The 14,437-nt window shown below is 58.9% G+C and carries 8 protein-coding genes; 7 read left to right on the top strand and 1 reads right to left on the bottom strand.

Annotated elements, in window-relative coordinates:
• Positions 1-102: 102 nt before the first annotated feature.
• Positions 103-2,292, bottom strand: coding sequence for a TonB-dependent siderophore receptor (locus FHT29_RS33280; protein ID WP_168601106.1), 2,190 nt, complete (start codon positions 2,290-2,292; stop codon positions 103-105).
• A 282-nt stretch (positions 2,293-2,574) separates the two neighbouring features.
• On the opposite strand from FHT29_RS33280, the gene FHT29_RS33275 reads away from it, so the two are divergent.
• The 7 genes from FHT29_RS33275 (at position 2,575) to FHT29_RS33245 (ending at position 14,139) form a co-directional block, all read left to right on the top strand.
• Positions 2,575-3,477 carry an alpha/beta hydrolase-fold protein gene (locus FHT29_RS33275; RefSeq protein WP_168601105.1) on the top strand — a complete coding sequence of 301 codons (903 nt, stop codon included), beginning with the start codon at positions 2,575-2,577 and terminating at the stop codon, positions 3,475-3,477.
• A gap of 259 nt (positions 3,478-3,736) precedes the next feature.
• Complete coding sequence (bcsN, locus tag FHT29_RS33270; RefSeq protein WP_168601104.1) at positions 3,737-4,720, top strand: cellulose biosynthesis protein BcsN; 984 nt, start codon at positions 3,737-3,739, stop codon at positions 4,718-4,720.
• Positions 4,721-4,777: 57 nt separating this feature from the next.
• Complete coding sequence (gene bcsA / locus FHT29_RS33265) at positions 4,778-6,967, top strand: UDP-forming cellulose synthase catalytic subunit (RefSeq protein ID WP_168601103.1); 2,190 nt, start codon at positions 4,778-4,780, stop codon at positions 6,965-6,967.
• Positions 6,967-9,441 carry a cellulose biosynthesis cyclic di-GMP-binding regulatory protein BcsB gene (locus FHT29_RS33260; RefSeq protein ID WP_168601102.1) on the top strand — a complete coding sequence of 825 codons (2,475 nt, stop codon included), beginning with the start codon at positions 6,967-6,969 and terminating at the stop codon, positions 9,439-9,441. The genes bcsA and FHT29_RS33260 overlap by 1 nt, the downstream gene beginning before the upstream one ends.
• Positions 9,438-10,487 carry a glycosyl hydrolase family 8 gene (locus FHT29_RS33255; RefSeq protein WP_168601101.1) on the top strand — a complete coding sequence of 350 codons (1,050 nt, stop codon included), beginning with the start codon at positions 9,438-9,440 and terminating at the stop codon, positions 10,485-10,487. The genes FHT29_RS33260 and FHT29_RS33255 overlap by 4 nt, the downstream gene beginning before the upstream one ends.
• A gap of 14 nt (positions 10,488-10,501) precedes the next feature.
• Positions 10,502-12,883 carry a cellulose synthase gene (locus FHT29_RS33250; RefSeq protein ID WP_210255631.1) on the top strand — a complete coding sequence of 794 codons (2,382 nt, stop codon included), beginning with the start codon at positions 10,502-10,504 and terminating at the stop codon, positions 12,881-12,883.
• Between the two features lie 128 nt (positions 12,884-13,011).
• The gene (locus tag FHT29_RS33245) at positions 13,012-14,139 is read left to right on the top strand and encodes an acyltransferase (RefSeq protein ID WP_168601100.1); all 1,128 of its coding nucleotides are present in this window, start codon (positions 13,012-13,014) and stop codon (positions 14,137-14,139) included.
• The last annotated feature ends 298 nt before the right edge of the window (positions 14,140-14,437 follow it).

Below are 14,437 nucleotides of genomic sequence, written 5' to 3'. Positions count from 1 at the left end.
TACACTGAGTGCGGTAGCGGATAAGCCGCGGCGTCCAAGCTTCAAATTCACCGCGGGAGAGATGACGGGCGCGACGCCAAATACGCAGCGCCCGCCAATCACTTACCACCGATACTTCAGCGATGCCGTGATATTGCGGCCCTGACCCAAATAGCAATAGCCGCTGTCGCAGATCGTCAGGCGCCGGTTGGCGATGTTGCGGACGTCGAGGGATGCCGTCAGGCCTTTGTATTTCTTGTCGACAGCCCCGAAGTCGTAGGAAAGGGCCGCGTCCAGATAGAAGCTCGCGTCGTTCTTGGAGGTGTTGGCGGTGCTGGTATAGGTCTCGCCGGTGTAGCGAATGCCGGCGCCGGCCGTCAGGCCGTTGGCGACGGAATCCTCCTGGAAGGCATAATTCGTCCATAGGCTGGCGATATGCTTCGGTGTGATCGAAGGCGAATTGCCGACGTCGTCACCACCGGTGATTTCCGAGTGATTGTAGCTGTAGGCGGCAATCACATCCAGGCCGTCGGCAACTGTCGCCTTGGCCTCCAGTTCGATGCCCTTGTTGGTGACCTCACCCAGCGAGGCATAGACGAGCGTCAGGGGATTGACCAGGACGGGCTTGTTCGTCTCGACGAGATGATAGGCTACGGCGGACAAGAGAATATCGGTACCCGGCGGCTGGTACTTCACACCCAGCTCATACTGCTTCCCCTTCGTGGGATCCAGAATGCTGCCGGATGCCGATCGTTGGGTCACCGGATCGAAGGAGGTCGAATAGCTGGTGAAAGGCGCTATACCGTTGTCAAAAAGATAGAGTGCGCCGGCCTGGACGGAGAACGCCTTGTTGTTGATGTTTTCGGACGTGCTCGTCCCGGAGGAAACAAAGGTCGTGTCGCTGGATTGATCGACCCACGTCTGCCGTCCACCAAGCGTGAAGCGCCACTTGTCTAGCTCGATCTGGTCGAGAGCATAGGCTCCCACCTGCCGCATGCTGGCGCTGACCCGGCTATAATTATAGTCCGGCGTCGGGCCGGAAACGCCGTAAGTCGGGTTGGAGATGTCGAAATCATAAGCGGCGCTGGTCGTCGCATCGAAGCCGTAGCCGAAGGACGAATTCACATTGGTGTAGTCCAGGCCGAACAGCATGGTATGCGAGGCTGGCCCCGTGTCGAACTTGGATTCGAGCTGGTTGTCGACCTGGAAGACATTCATCGCGTCCCGGATTGCGGTCGCGCCGCGATGGGCGACGGTGCCGGTCCAGCTGTAGGTGCTGAGATAGCGAGCCCTCAGATCCATATGAGAGAACCGAAGATTCTGGCGGAAGGTGAAGCCGCCGTCGAACTCGTGCTCGAACTGGTAGCCCACCTGCTGTTGGCGGGTCTTCTGGTAGTCATAGTCGGGATCGCTGTCGCGCAGATTGAGAATATTGCCGTCAGGACCGATCATGGCGCCGACATTGGCATCCGTCTCGTCCGCCTGCGCCGAGCCATAGACCGTAAATTTAGTGGAATCGTCCGGCTTCCAGGTAAAGGACGGCTGTATGAGATAGCGATCGTCGGCAATATCGAAATTGGTGTCACCCCTTCGCGCCAGGCCAACGATCCGGTACAACATCGTATCGTCATCCTGGGTGACCGGGCCGCCGAAATCGAACATGGTCTGGGCGCGATCTGATGTTCCGTAGACGACCCCGACTTCCCTGATCGTCTCTTCCGTCGGCAGTTTCGAGATCTTGTTGACGATGCCGCCCGGCGAGCCCGCACCATAAAGCACGGACACTGGCCCCTTGATCACTTCGACCCGTTCCAGCGCATAGGGATCGGTGCGGAACATTCCATAATTCATGTAGGGTTGCCGCAGGCCATCGCGGAAATCACCCGTTGTCGTGATGTTGTTGCCGCGGATGAAGATCTGATCGAAGCGGGGATCGAAGCCGTTCATACCGGTCTGGACGCCGGCGGAATAGCGCACCGCCTCGATGATGCTCTGCGCACCGCGCTCCTCGATCTCCTTCTTGGTGACCACCGAAACGGCGCGTGGCGTCTCAACCAGCGGCGTATCGATCTTCGTGGCACCGCGGCTTTTCTTGGCAGCGACTGTCTTATCGTCACTTGTGCCGCTCGACTGGCCGCTGACGACGATCGGAGCGAGCTGTGTCGCGCCGCCCGCATTCTCACTGGCTGCAGAATCCTGCGCAAAGGCATTGCCGCTCAGCGCAAACAAGGTGACCAGTGCAGTGGCAGCGCGCCCCAATCGAAATGAATTTCTTCCCAAATAATTGATATTATTATATAATATTTGTCCCATGTTCCCTTTTCGCCTGCCCTTTCCTGTAAAAGATGGCGCAAATTAGATTGCAGGCGCTGTGGTCGTCAAGAATACATGACTTTAATAGTCATCTTTTTTGTCGATATGGGATCTTTGACGCACCAAAGTTGCCTCCAAGGGAGGGACATCGTAAAATTACGAGGTTGAAGCTCCTGATCCGCTTGGCAAATTTCGATTCTCATAATATGAGGAATTTTATCATCTTTTTTTTGCGCAGCCTCTTTTGCGCCGCACCGGCCCTTTCGATCGCCCAGAGAGACCATGCCTCACCCGTTATCACTCAATGCAGCGGTTCCGCTGACGCCTGTTACACTTGCCGGGGCAACATTTGCCGATATCACCTTCGAAAACGCCGATAAGCCGCACAGGATCTTTCTCTATCGACCCGATAAATCGCCCCCGCCAGAAGGGTGGCCGGTTCTTTATCTGATGGACGGGAATGCCTGCTTTGCAACCGCCGTCGACGCTCTCAAAGTGCAGGCCGCTTATCCAAACGGAACCAATATCTGTGAAGGCGTTATCGTCGCTATCGGCTATCCATCCGACGAACCCTACGATCCGCTGAGGCGCTCCTGGGATTTGAGCCCGCCACCTGGGCGGACCTATCCGCCATTTTTCCCTGGCGGGCCGGATGTCAGGACAGGCGGAGGAGAACGGTTCCTGAAGCTGATCGAAAACGAACTGAAGCCCTGGGTGGAAGGCCATGTTCCGGTCGATCAGTCACGCCAGGCGCTTTTCGGCCACTCATTCGGCGGCTTGTTCGCCCTTTATGCGTTGTTTTCGAAGCCAGACGCCTTCAGCCGCTGGATTGCGGCGAGCCCGGCGATCTTCTGGGAAGATGCAGCGATCCTTGCGACTGAAAGAGCGCTCCTGGACAATCTTGAGGATCCGCTCGATATCGAGCTGCACCTTTCGTCCGGCGAATATGAAGGCGAGAAGCTCGCGCCTTTCCACAAGGGCACGCCCGATGAGCACAAAAGGCAGGAACGCGCCAAGGAAACACGCACGATCGAACTCGCCCGTGACATGGCGCAGCGATGGGCAATATCGGCGTCGTTCGCAGGAACTGCGATATTCGAGGAATATCCCGGCGAGAACCATATGTCCGTTCTTCCGGTCGCCGTGAACAGGGCCGTTCAGATTGCGTTCCGCAGGTCGAAATAGAGCTCAAATTCACGCATTTGCCTGCAACAGAAGTGGCTCGCGGGCGAGCCTTTGCGGTTCGCCTCGGTGCAAATTTGAACGAATGTCACGCCCAGCTGAATTTCATACCGTTATCCGGCACCTCAATTCCTGGCGTTAATCCTTGGTTAACCATAATCCCGCTTATTCGTGCTATCAAATACAAGGACTTGATTCCCAGCTCCACCGCGCAATTTAGCGGGTAATATTACACAGAAACACTTTGCCGTGACCCGACAAGATGCACCTTCTTAAAACGATAGCGCTGATGACGTTAGCCGGCTTGACGGCGGGATGCACGACAACGGGTCACATCAGGCAGTCGATCGGCGTCGAAACGGTCGACAATGACAAGGCGCTGGCCTTTCCGCCCCCCGGTGGTCCGGCGATCGTGAATGTGGTCGAGCGCAGACATGCAAAGGATGTCGAGCAGACGATTTCGCTTTCGACGTCGTCTTCTGTCCCCGGCCAGAATTTCCTCAAGGTGCAGTTTCTCGGCCTGACAGGATCCAATCCAGGGCTCGGCAGCAGGCCGTACAACACGATCAGCGACCTCGCGATAGCCCGCGAGATGGCATCCGCCGTGCCCGGTGTACGGCTGGCACGCTCGGCGACCTTCGTGCAGAACAGCTACGGACCGTTCGGCTATGCTTCAGGCCAAAGCAGAAATGGCGACACCTGTCTCTATGCCTGGCAGCAGATCCAGGCAGGTTTTTCTCCGCCGGTGGAGCAGCGCAATTTCGGTATGGTGCAGGTTAGGCTCAGGCTTTGCGACGCACACGCAACCGAGCGCCAGCTGCTGGGCACAGTCTACGGCTACACGATCGCCGGCCGTTTCGACGGCGCCGCCCTGAACCCGTTCGGAGCTCCGCGGGGTGCCGACGCCCTCTTGGGCAAGCCCGGTGAGCCGGTTTATCCCGACGCCGCCGCCTATCGCACCCCTCCGATCACCATAGGTTACCAGACCGCTCCAGTGGCAGCGCGCCGCTTCGTTCCGCGCCGGCCGGTCGTCGTTCAGCCGCAGGCCATCCCAGCGCTGCCGCCAATGATTGGTCCGCGCGTGCCGCTCCCCGATGGGCCGGGCGACACGCCGCAGACGGGAGCTGCGGGCAGCGCACCGGCGACCACGGCGCAGCATCCGCCCGCAGCCGCTGGGAGCAGCGTCATCGTGCCTTTACCGGACTGTAACGGAGATGCTGGCATATCTGAAGCTTGCCGCCGTTAAGCGGGACGACGTCGGGGCGCCAGGATGGCGCCTGGCAATACCCTTGAAGGAAGATCGATGCAGACAGCAAGCAGCATCTTGATATGGGCCGTGATCGCGCTGTGCGGGGTGGTGCTTATAACGTTGCCGGTCAACCTTCAAACGCAGCTGATCGCCAGCACCGTTGTCGTCACGATGATGGCGATCATCAAGATCCTCAAGCGTCAGGGCACCTGGCGGCTTGTCGCGCTCGCCTTCGGCACGGCAATCGTGCTGCGCTATGTGTATTGGCGGACGACGAGCACGCTGCCGCCCATCAACCAGCTTGAAAACTTCATCCCGGGGCTGCTGCTCTATCTCGCCGAAATGTATAACGTGGCGATGCTGATGCTCAGCCTCTTCATCGTCGCCACACCCCTGCCCCCGCGCACGGCCCGTGCCTTGAAGACGCAAAATTTTCCATCCGTCGACGTCTTCGTGCCGTCCTACAACGAGGACACCAATCTTCTCGCCAATACGCTCGCCTCCGCCAAGGCGATGGACTACCCAGCCGATAAGCTCCGAGTCTGGCTGCTTGACGACGGCGGTACGGCACAGAAGCGAAATTCCACCAAGGTACTTGAATCCCAGGCTGCCATTGCTCGCCATGACGAGCTCAAACAGCTATGTGTGGAGCTCGACGTCGAATATCTGACGCGCGAGCGCAACGAACACGCCAAGGCCGGCAACCTCAACAACGGACTCGAACATTCCGATGGCGACCTGATCGCTGTCTTCGATGCCGATCACGCGCCCGCGCGCGATTTCCTGCGCGAGACGGTCGGCTACTTTGAGGACGATCCGAAGCTCTTTCTCGTCCAGACTCCGCATTTCTTCATCAATCCCGACCCGCTGGAGCGCAATCTGCGCACCTTCGACAGCATGCCGAGCGAGAACGAGATGTTCTACGGCATCATTCAACGCGGTCTGGACAAGTGGAATGCAGCCTTCTTCTGCGGCTCGGCAGCCGTGCTCAGCCGCAAGGCACTGGAATCCCAAAACGGCTTCAGCGGCATCAGTATTACCGAAGACTGTGAAACCGCACTTGCGCTCCATGGCGCCGGCTGGAACAGCATCTATGTCGACAAGCCGCTGATCGCCGGGCTGCAGCCCGCCACGTTTGCGAGCTTCATCGGCCAGCGCAGCCGATGGGCGCAGGGCATGATGCAGATCCTGCGCTTCCGCTTCCCGCTGCTGAAGCGTGGTCTGACCCTGCCGCAGCGCCTGTGCTACATGTCTTCGACGCTGTTCTGGCTCTTCCCGTTTCCGCGCGTCATTTTTCTGTTCGCGCCGCTTTTCTATCTGTTTTTCGATCTCGAGATATTCACGGCCTCAGGCAGCGAATTCCTTGCCTATACGCTTGCCTATATGCTCGTGAACCTGATGATGCAGAACTATCTCTATGGCTCCTTCCGCTGGCCGTGGATTTCCGAGCTCTACGAATATGTCCAGACGGTACATCTGTTGCCCGCCGTCATCTCGGTCATGCTCAACCCCCGCAAGCCGACCTTCAAGGTCACGGCCAAGGACGAATCGATCTCCGTCAGCCGTCTTTCCGAAATCAGCCGCCCATTCTTCGTCATATTTGCCGTACAGGTCATTGCGCTGGCGGTGACCATATACCGTGTCTATGCCGAGCCCTATAAGGCTGATGTCACGCTCGTCGTCGGCGGCTGGAACATAATCAACCTGATCCTCTCCGGTTGCGCACTGGGTGTCGTCTCCGAGCGTGGAGAGCGCGCCTCCTCGCGGCGCGTCAGGGTCGACCGCCGCAGCGAATTCGGCGTCGGCGACAAATGGAATTCCGCCTCTATCGAGGATGTGTCCGTTCACGGCGCCAGATTGAACGTCTTCAACAAGGACATGGGCCTCGTGAAGATCGGTTCCGAAGCCATCGTCCGCTTCCAGCCCTATAGCGGCACCGAGATGGTGACGCTGTCGGTCATCATCCGCAATATCGAGCAGATGGGAGATATCACGACCATCGGGTGCCAATATGTCCCGAAAGGTGCAGCCGATCACCGGCTGATCGCCGATCTCGTCTTTGCCAACTCCGATCAGTGGACGAAATTTCAGCAGGCACGCCGCCGCAACCCTGGCATCCTCCGCGGAACGGTGTGGTTCCTGGGGCTATCGCTCTACCAGACCAGCCGGGGCTTGCTCTATCTCTTCAAGGGTGTCGGGGCCGAAAAGGGGCAGCAACGGCAGGACGCGAAGGCGAAAGGCTGATGAGACGCATCCTTCCAGCACTGATCTTCCTCATCAGCGCCGCCGTCGCACAGGCGCAAACGACGCCCTTCGATATGTCGGGCGAACGGCCGAAAGGCGAGCCGCCGCCCATACCGCAGATTTTCACGCCACAGCCGGCAACGCCGCAGACCGAGGCACCCAAGGCGGTCGCTCCGCCGGTAATTGCTCCCCAGGTGACTGCTCCACAAGCGATAGTGCCGCCGGCAGCTACGCCGCAGGTTGTCGCGCCGCATGTGACGGCGCCGGCCGTCCCTGCTCAAGTGATACCGCAGGCGGCACCGGTGATGAAACAGGCGGCACCGGCAACACCTACGTTCCGGCGTTACGTCGTCCCCTTCGCGAAGTTTCGGCTGGAAGGCGAGAACGATCGCAGATCCTGGTCGATCTATCTGACGCCCGAACAGGCGGCGGCACCGGCGAAATTCAATTTTGCCTATCAAAACGCGGTCGTCGTCGCTCCTGAAGCATCGCAACTCACCGTCCTTCTCAACGACCGGGTAGTTCACCAGCAGCAGATCGGTTCGCCCGATAGTGTTTCGGATGTCAGCTTCGACATTCCGCGAGGGCTCTTGCAGCCGGGCGCCAATCTGTTGACATTCGAGGCGACACAACGCCATCGCACCGACTGCGACATACAATCGACTTATGAACTTTGGTCCGATGTCGATCCGGAAAAAACCTATCTGAGCTTCACCGGCCGCGAGGCTGAGAAACTGTCGACCACCGATGCAATCCGCGCGATCGGCGTCGATGTTGCCGGGAAAACCCAATACAATATCGTGGTGCCGGCGTTGGCTCAACCCGGTACCACCAAGCCGCTGCTGCGGCTTGCGCAAGGCCTGTCGCTCCTCAGCGGCATGCCGAATGAGACATTCTCCTTTGGTACGGATGGAGTACCGGCGGCGGGACCGGGCAAAATGACGGTTGTCGTCGGCACACCCGCAGAACTGCAGCCGGTCTTCGCCGCACCTTCCTCGGCACAGAGCGGCGCGCTGGCGACATTCGCGACCGATCCGCGCAGCGGCCAGCAGCTTCTGCTCATCAGCGGCCCATCCTGGCAGGCGATCTCTGCCGCGATCGATATGGTCGTTTCACCGACCGACAGGGACCCTGGCACCCGTCGCGATCTGCTGGTTACACAGCGATGGACGGCGCCGGATGCCCCTCTGATCTACTCCGGCACCAGCCTTTCCTTCGAGCAACTGGGCGTGAAGACGACGGAATTCTCCGGGCGTCGCTTCCACACCAGCTTCAACGTGGCGATCCCCTCGGACTTCTATGCGAATGCCTATGGGGAAGCGACCATCCTGCTGGACGCCGCCTATGCAAAGGACGTGCGCCCTGGCAGCCATATCGACGTTTACGTCAATGGCAGCATTGCCACGACGAAACCGATTACTGCCAGCGGCGGTGGCATCTTCCGGCAATTGCCCATCCGCATCACCATGCGCCATTTCAAGCCGGGCCTGAATACATTGACGCTCGAGGCCATGTTAATGACCGACGAGGATACCGCCTGCGCGCCCGCCGCCACGTCCAGCACGACGCCGCGCTTTGCGCTGTTCGACACAAGCCAGTTCCGCATGCCGGATTTTGCAAGGGTCGCACAGCGCCCCAACCTGGCGGCGTTTGCGGGAACCGGCTATCCCTATAATCGTGACACCGAGCCGACCACCCTCTTCATCGATCGGGCCGATGCCGATACGCTGTCGGCGACCGCAACCCTGCTCGGACAGATGGCGATCGTTGCGGGACACCCGGTCTCCGTGGAGCCGACTACCTCGCCGAACACGATCAGTGGCCGCAACGCGATCTTCATCGGTTCGATCTCCCAACTGCCGTCAACGATCCTTTCGCAAATGAATATCGCGGCGACGAGCCAAGTGTCTTGGCGTCCACCCACTCTAGGGCAAGCCGGCACGCAGGACGCCTCCGTCACGATCGCGGATTGGCGCTCCCGCATCAGCGGTGGTCTGCTGCAGGGTCAATTCGACCGCTTCCAGCAATGGATGCATCGCAACTTCGATATCTCGCTCAGTTCGCTACGCTTCATGCCGAGTTCGGAGCAGGTGTTTACGCCGTCGAATGCCAATACGTTCCTGATCGCCCAGGAAGCCAACTCGACCAACGACGCCACCTGGACCGTGATCACAGCACCGAGCGCCGCAGATCTGCGGGCTGGCGTGGAGGCCATGACGTCGCAACTCGACTGGCCGCAAATCAGCGGTCGCATCACTGTCTATTCCGGCAAGACGGGAAAGATCGACACGGTGCCTGTCAGCCGCTTCGATTTAGTCATGTCGCAGCCCTGGTCGCTGACCAATTATCGCCTGATCGCCGCCAACTGGCTTTCCAGCAATATCTTGTCCTACGCCTTCCTGCTCGTGATCGGTTCGCTGCTGCTCGGCGTCAGCACCGCAAGCATTCTCTCGAAGATCGGCAGGCGCGAATGAGACGCTGGCGCTTCATCCTTGCAATCTGCGGCGCTGTCATCCTGGCGGTAGCCCAACCGGTCGCAGCTCAACATGCTGCGATCGATCCGGAAGCCTGGATCGCCTACAAAACGAAATTCCTCGATGCAAGCGGCCGTATCATCGACAATGGCAACGGCAACGTCAGCCACAGCGAAGGTCAAGGTTACGGCCTCTTGCTCGCCTATCTCGCCAATAGCCCGGCCGATTTCGAGCAGATCTGGTACTTCACACGAACCGAATTGCTGTTGCGCGACGATGGCCTGGCGGCCTGGAAATGGGATCCCGCCGTCATGCCGCATATAACAGACACGAACAATGCCTCCGACGGCGACCTCCTGATCGCCTACGCGTTGGCGCTTGCGGGATCGGCATGGAACAAGAAGGACTATCTGCAGGTCGCCGCAACCATGGCAAAGGCACTTCTTTCCCATGTCGTGATCGATTCCGATGGCCGGACGCTCCTCCTTCCCGGAGTTGATGGCTACAAGGCCCCGGGCCGCAAGGATGGCCCCATCATCAATCCATCCTATTGGATTTACGAGGCTATCCCCGTCATGGCGCTGCTGGCGCCCTCCGATCGATGGCAAAAACTGACGGATGATGGCGTTGCCCTGTTGCGCTCAATGCAGTTCGGCCCGCGCAAACTGCCGGCCGATTGGGTGAGCCTGCGCGCAATGCCGGAACCTGCCGATGGCTTCGAGGCGGAGTTTGGCTATAATGCCATCAGGATACCGCTCTACCTGGCGCGAGCCGGGATAGCCGACAAGATTTTGCTGACACGGCTGCGACAAGGCATGACCGTCGAAGGGGGCGTACCGGGCACGATCGATCTGGCAACGGGCAAGCCAAAACAGCTGCTTACCGACCCCGGTTATAGAATTGTTAACGATGTTGTGGCGTGTGTGGTTAACGGAACGAAACTACCCACCTCGGTTCGGCAGTTCGCGCCGTCCCTTTACTACCCGTCCACTTTGCAATTGTTGAGCCTGGCTTTCGTCGCGGAGAAACACCCGGAGTGCTTATAAAATCCACTTTGATCATGGCTTTTATGGCAGTGGCCGTGGCGGGTTTCACCCTCGCGACGAAGGATCATGTCTCGCCTGAAGACAAGATCAAGCTGGCGAAATCGAGCCGCCTGGAGCCGCAGACTCTGCTTGTCGCCGATATCAAGCCGGGCGGCGCTACGGAACAAACAGTCGATTTACGCGCGGTCGCCGACCGCATTCAGGCGACGGCACCATCCGCCGTCCTGTCCGACGCGCCGAGCAATCCCCAAGCGAATGCGCCGGCGCCTGATGCATTGGCACAGGCCGCACCGCAGTCGACGGCACCCCAAGCTGCTCAGCAACAACCGGCACAGCAGCAGTCGGGCCAGGCTCAACCGGCTAGCCCGCCGAAGGTGGACGAAAGCGCGTTGCGCTATTTCGCCAGCCGCGGCGACAAGGCGCGGCTGCAGGCCGAAATCTCCAGATTGCAAACGCTTTACCCGAATTGGACACCGCCGGCCGATCCGCTTGCCGTTCCGCAAAACAGCGACAAGCAGCTGGAAGCCATGTGGCAGCTCTATTCGGAAGGCCGCTATGCCGAGCTGCGCAAGGCGATCGCCGACCGTCAGACCGCGGAAGCGGGATGGCAGCCGCCCGCCGATCTGCTGGAACGCCTCGACGTCGCCGAAGCGCGCGCACGCCTCGTCAACGCCTCCGATCTCAAGCAATATACGACTGTCATCGACATCGCCGCCAACACGCAGAGCCTGCTCACCTGCAGCGACATAGACATTCTGTGGCGAGTGGCGGAAGCCTTTATCCGCACGGATCGGGTCAAGCGCGGGCAGGACGCCTATACCTATATGCTGAAGAGCTGCACCAATCCGCAGGAAAGGCTTGCGACCATCCAGAAAGCCGCGGCACTGCTGTCTTATCAGCCCATGCAGGACCTGCTGGCCCTCGAGAAACCCGACGGCAATGGCGGGCGGGAATTCGACAGCATAAGGACCGACCTTGCACGCCGTTTCGTGGCGCAGGGCAATGACGATCCGAAACTGACCGTCTCTCAGGACTATCTCTCGCAGGTCGAACGCGTCGCCCGCAGCCAGGGGCTAGCATCCGATGATTCGCTTCTCGGCTGGTATTATCTGCGCCGCAGCAATTACAGCGACGCGGAGCAGTGGTTCGAGGCCGCGCACGCCAAGGAAGATTCCGCAGCAATCTCGCAGGGCCTGGCATTGGTGCTGATCGCCGACCACAAGCCGCAAGAGGCCGAAGAGGCGATGTACAAATGGCGCAACGAATCCAAGGACGCGATGGCAACCTATCTTGCCGCCACCGCCAATCTGATGGCCTTACAGCCGCCTGCCAATCTCAGCGAGGACGTCCTTGGACGAATGGCCGGCGAAGTAGTGAAGCAAAAATACGTTCCGACGGCGCAACAATTCGGATGGTATGCCCGTTCGCTGAACCAGCCGCAGGCTGCGGCGCGCTGGTTCGAGACGGCGCTTCGCTGGAAGCCGGATGACGAACCATCCGCTTATGGACTGGCCATCACCCGCAATCAGCTGAACGACCGGCAAGGTGTCGCCGAAGTCCAGCGGCTCTGGGCAGGCCGTTCGCAGCGTATCGCCGTTCTCGGTGAGCCGGCGACGCGCACGCCGACCTCTGCACCACTGCCCTCTCCGAACCAGACAGTCCAGGTAACACCGCAGATCGCGCCGCAGGGATCGCTCCAAAGCGAGCCTCTGGCGGCTCCCCAAGCAACGCCTCTGGTCCCCATCACGCAACCACCCGTCAACGCGCAGGCCGCCGCGGAGCCCGCAGCGCCCGTTCGCCGCGCGCCACCAGTCGAATACAATCAAGCGGAAGCCCGCACCAGGACGGTCGTGCGCGGCGCACGCAGTCCGGCCGGCTGTACAACCACGATCAGTGCCGAACTGCTGACGCCGGCAAACGCGCTATCGCGCGGCTGGTGCCTGATGAACCTCAATCGACCGATGGAAGCTGTAGAAGCCTTTGGCGTCGCGTTGAACAATACCGACCCAAAGTCGCGCGAGGAGGCAGCCTATGGGCAAAGCCTCGCCTATCTGCGAGCCGGGCTTGCCAACAACGCTGCCGTCGCGGCGACCAAAGCCCCCATGAACCACCAGCGCGCCGCTGAATTACAGGTGGCCATTCTCTCGGATCGCGCGCTCTCGGCGTTTTCGGGCAAGCGGTACCATGAGGCCCTCCTCTATCTCGACCAGCGCTCGCAGCTTCAGCAGGAGCGTGTGGACCTGATGGTGCTGCGCGGATACTGCTACCTCAATCTCAAAATGTATGACGATGCTGAGCGCATCTTCACCGCGGTCGCCGCAACCGGCAACCGCGACGGCAATCGCGGCCTGAGAGACCTGAGGCTCGCGACCCATCCGCAGCCGGGGGGTTATTAAGATCAGCTGCCCCATAGTGGTCACTGTAGCCAATTTGAACAATCCAGGCCTCATCGAGTAGGGAATTGAAATGCTCTCTCGATTGGTATAGCCCCCAAACAAATATTCTCATCTGACCCATTCGAGCGATGACCGAAACCAAAAAACGAACGAGGGACTTAGGTCTCGATCATATTCGCGCGCTTGCGGCACTTATGGTTTTCAGCTGGCATTTCCTGCATTACGCGAACGGCTACCCAGTTCCTTTTGAAGGTGCGCCATCGATCTTCCCGCTTGCTCTGCTGGATGAGGGGCATACAGGCGTCGCTCTTTTCATGACACTAAGCGGGTATCTGTTCGCGAAAATTCTCGACGGGAGATCGGTAAACTACCTTGCATTCCTGTCACGTCGAGCGACCCGGCTCCTGCCGCTACTTTTTGCGATGTTGGTAGTGGAGGGCATGCGGGAGTATGTCGTTGGAGCTGACCTCGTTGGCTATTTAAGGAGCCTTGCGACTGGTCTTATCGAACCGACACTGCCCAATGGTGCGTGGTCCCTGACGGTGGAATTCCACTTCTATCTTCTACTTCCGCTTCTGCTGTTTCTCTGCCGGAAATCGCCAGCGCTGCTCTTCGTGGCGATATTCCTGGCAGTCGCCTTACGAACGTTCTTATTCATCAGGAACGGTACCGTTTTCTGGCCCGCCTACTGGACGCTCGCTGGCCGCCTAGACCAATTTGTATTTGGAATTTTGGCCTACCACTACCGTTCTATGATCATCAGGAAACACGTCGTTGCTCTGGTACTAGGGACCGTGTTTTGCGTATTTTATTATCTATTTGACCGGATGGGCGGCTTCTACCGAATGCCGCAATACCCCTCGCCCTCTCCTATCTGGATTATTCTCCCTACGATTGAAGGCGCTTTCTTTAGCGCGCTCATTGCCTACTACGACGGCTCATTCCAACATTCCCGCGGATTGCCGTCGCGATTCATCGCAAAGATCGGCAAATATTCCTACTCGATATATCTCTGGCACTTCTACGTCGTATTCTTCATGGCAGACTTCGTCCAACGACACATCATGAATATCTCTTACTACTACATTGGACAGGTCTGGGCCTTGCTTTGCTTCCTCGCGCTGGTTCCATTCGCCTTCGTTAGCTACCAAATATTCGAGAAGCCCTTCATGAATGTGGGCTTGTCATATTCGAGGAAAACAGGCCCGCAGCAGCCTTCGCTCGTTGTCCGACCAATTCCATATTCTGGTGACTGAATAACTTAAGAAAACTCGACCTTTTGCAAGCACGATATTTTCCACGGCCAGCGGGACATGTTTGCTAGCGCAGGTCGCCCGGGTTGAATGACGTGTGGTTCACAACAGCGCAAAATTAAGAAGATATCAATTACGAACTTAGTTTCTTGTTTGAGGATGGATTTCAACGGGCAAGCCGTCTAGACTGACTCGATCACGATGATGCTCAAGTGGGGGGGCATCGTTACCGGTTTCATGTACCCGACGCGGAATGTTCGCGTTGTCCTCATGGGATCCGACGGCACCTCCGCAATTCCGG

The sequence above is a fragment of the Rhizobium sp. SG741 genome (genome assembly GCF_012275435.1).
GTDB classification, from domain to species: domain Bacteria; phylum Pseudomonadota; class Alphaproteobacteria; order Rhizobiales; family Rhizobiaceae; genus Rhizobium; species Rhizobium lusitanum.
Note: the sequence above shows the minus strand (reverse complement) of the source record. Positions and strands in the feature narration are given on the sequence as shown.

Coding starts and splice junctions, on each gene's coding strand:
- bcsA (WP_168601103.1), top strand. CDS start 4,778: ATGCAGACAGCAAGCAGCATCTTGATATGGGCCGTGATCGCGCTGTGC.
- FHT29_RS33275 (WP_168601105.1), top strand. CDS start 2,575: ATGCCTCACCCGTTATCACTCAATGCAGCGGTTCCGCTGACGCCTGTT.
- FHT29_RS33250 (WP_210255631.1), top strand. CDS start 10,502: ATGGCTTTTATGGCAGTGGCCGTGGCGGGTTTCACCCTCGCGACGAAG.
- FHT29_RS33260 (WP_168601102.1), top strand. CDS start 6,967: ATGAGACGCATCCTTCCAGCACTGATCTTCCTCATCAGCGCCGCCGTC.
- FHT29_RS33280 (WP_168601106.1), bottom strand. CDS start 2,292: ATGGGACAAATATTATATAATAATATCAATTATTTGGGAAGAAATTCA.
- FHT29_RS33255 (WP_168601101.1), top strand. CDS start 9,438: ATGAGACGCTGGCGCTTCATCCTTGCAATCTGCGGCGCTGTCATCCTG.
- FHT29_RS33245 (WP_168601100.1), top strand. CDS start 13,012: ATGACCGAAACCAAAAAACGAACGAGGGACTTAGGTCTCGATCATATT.
- bcsN (WP_168601104.1), top strand. CDS start 3,737: ATGCACCTTCTTAAAACGATAGCGCTGATGACGTTAGCCGGCTTGACG.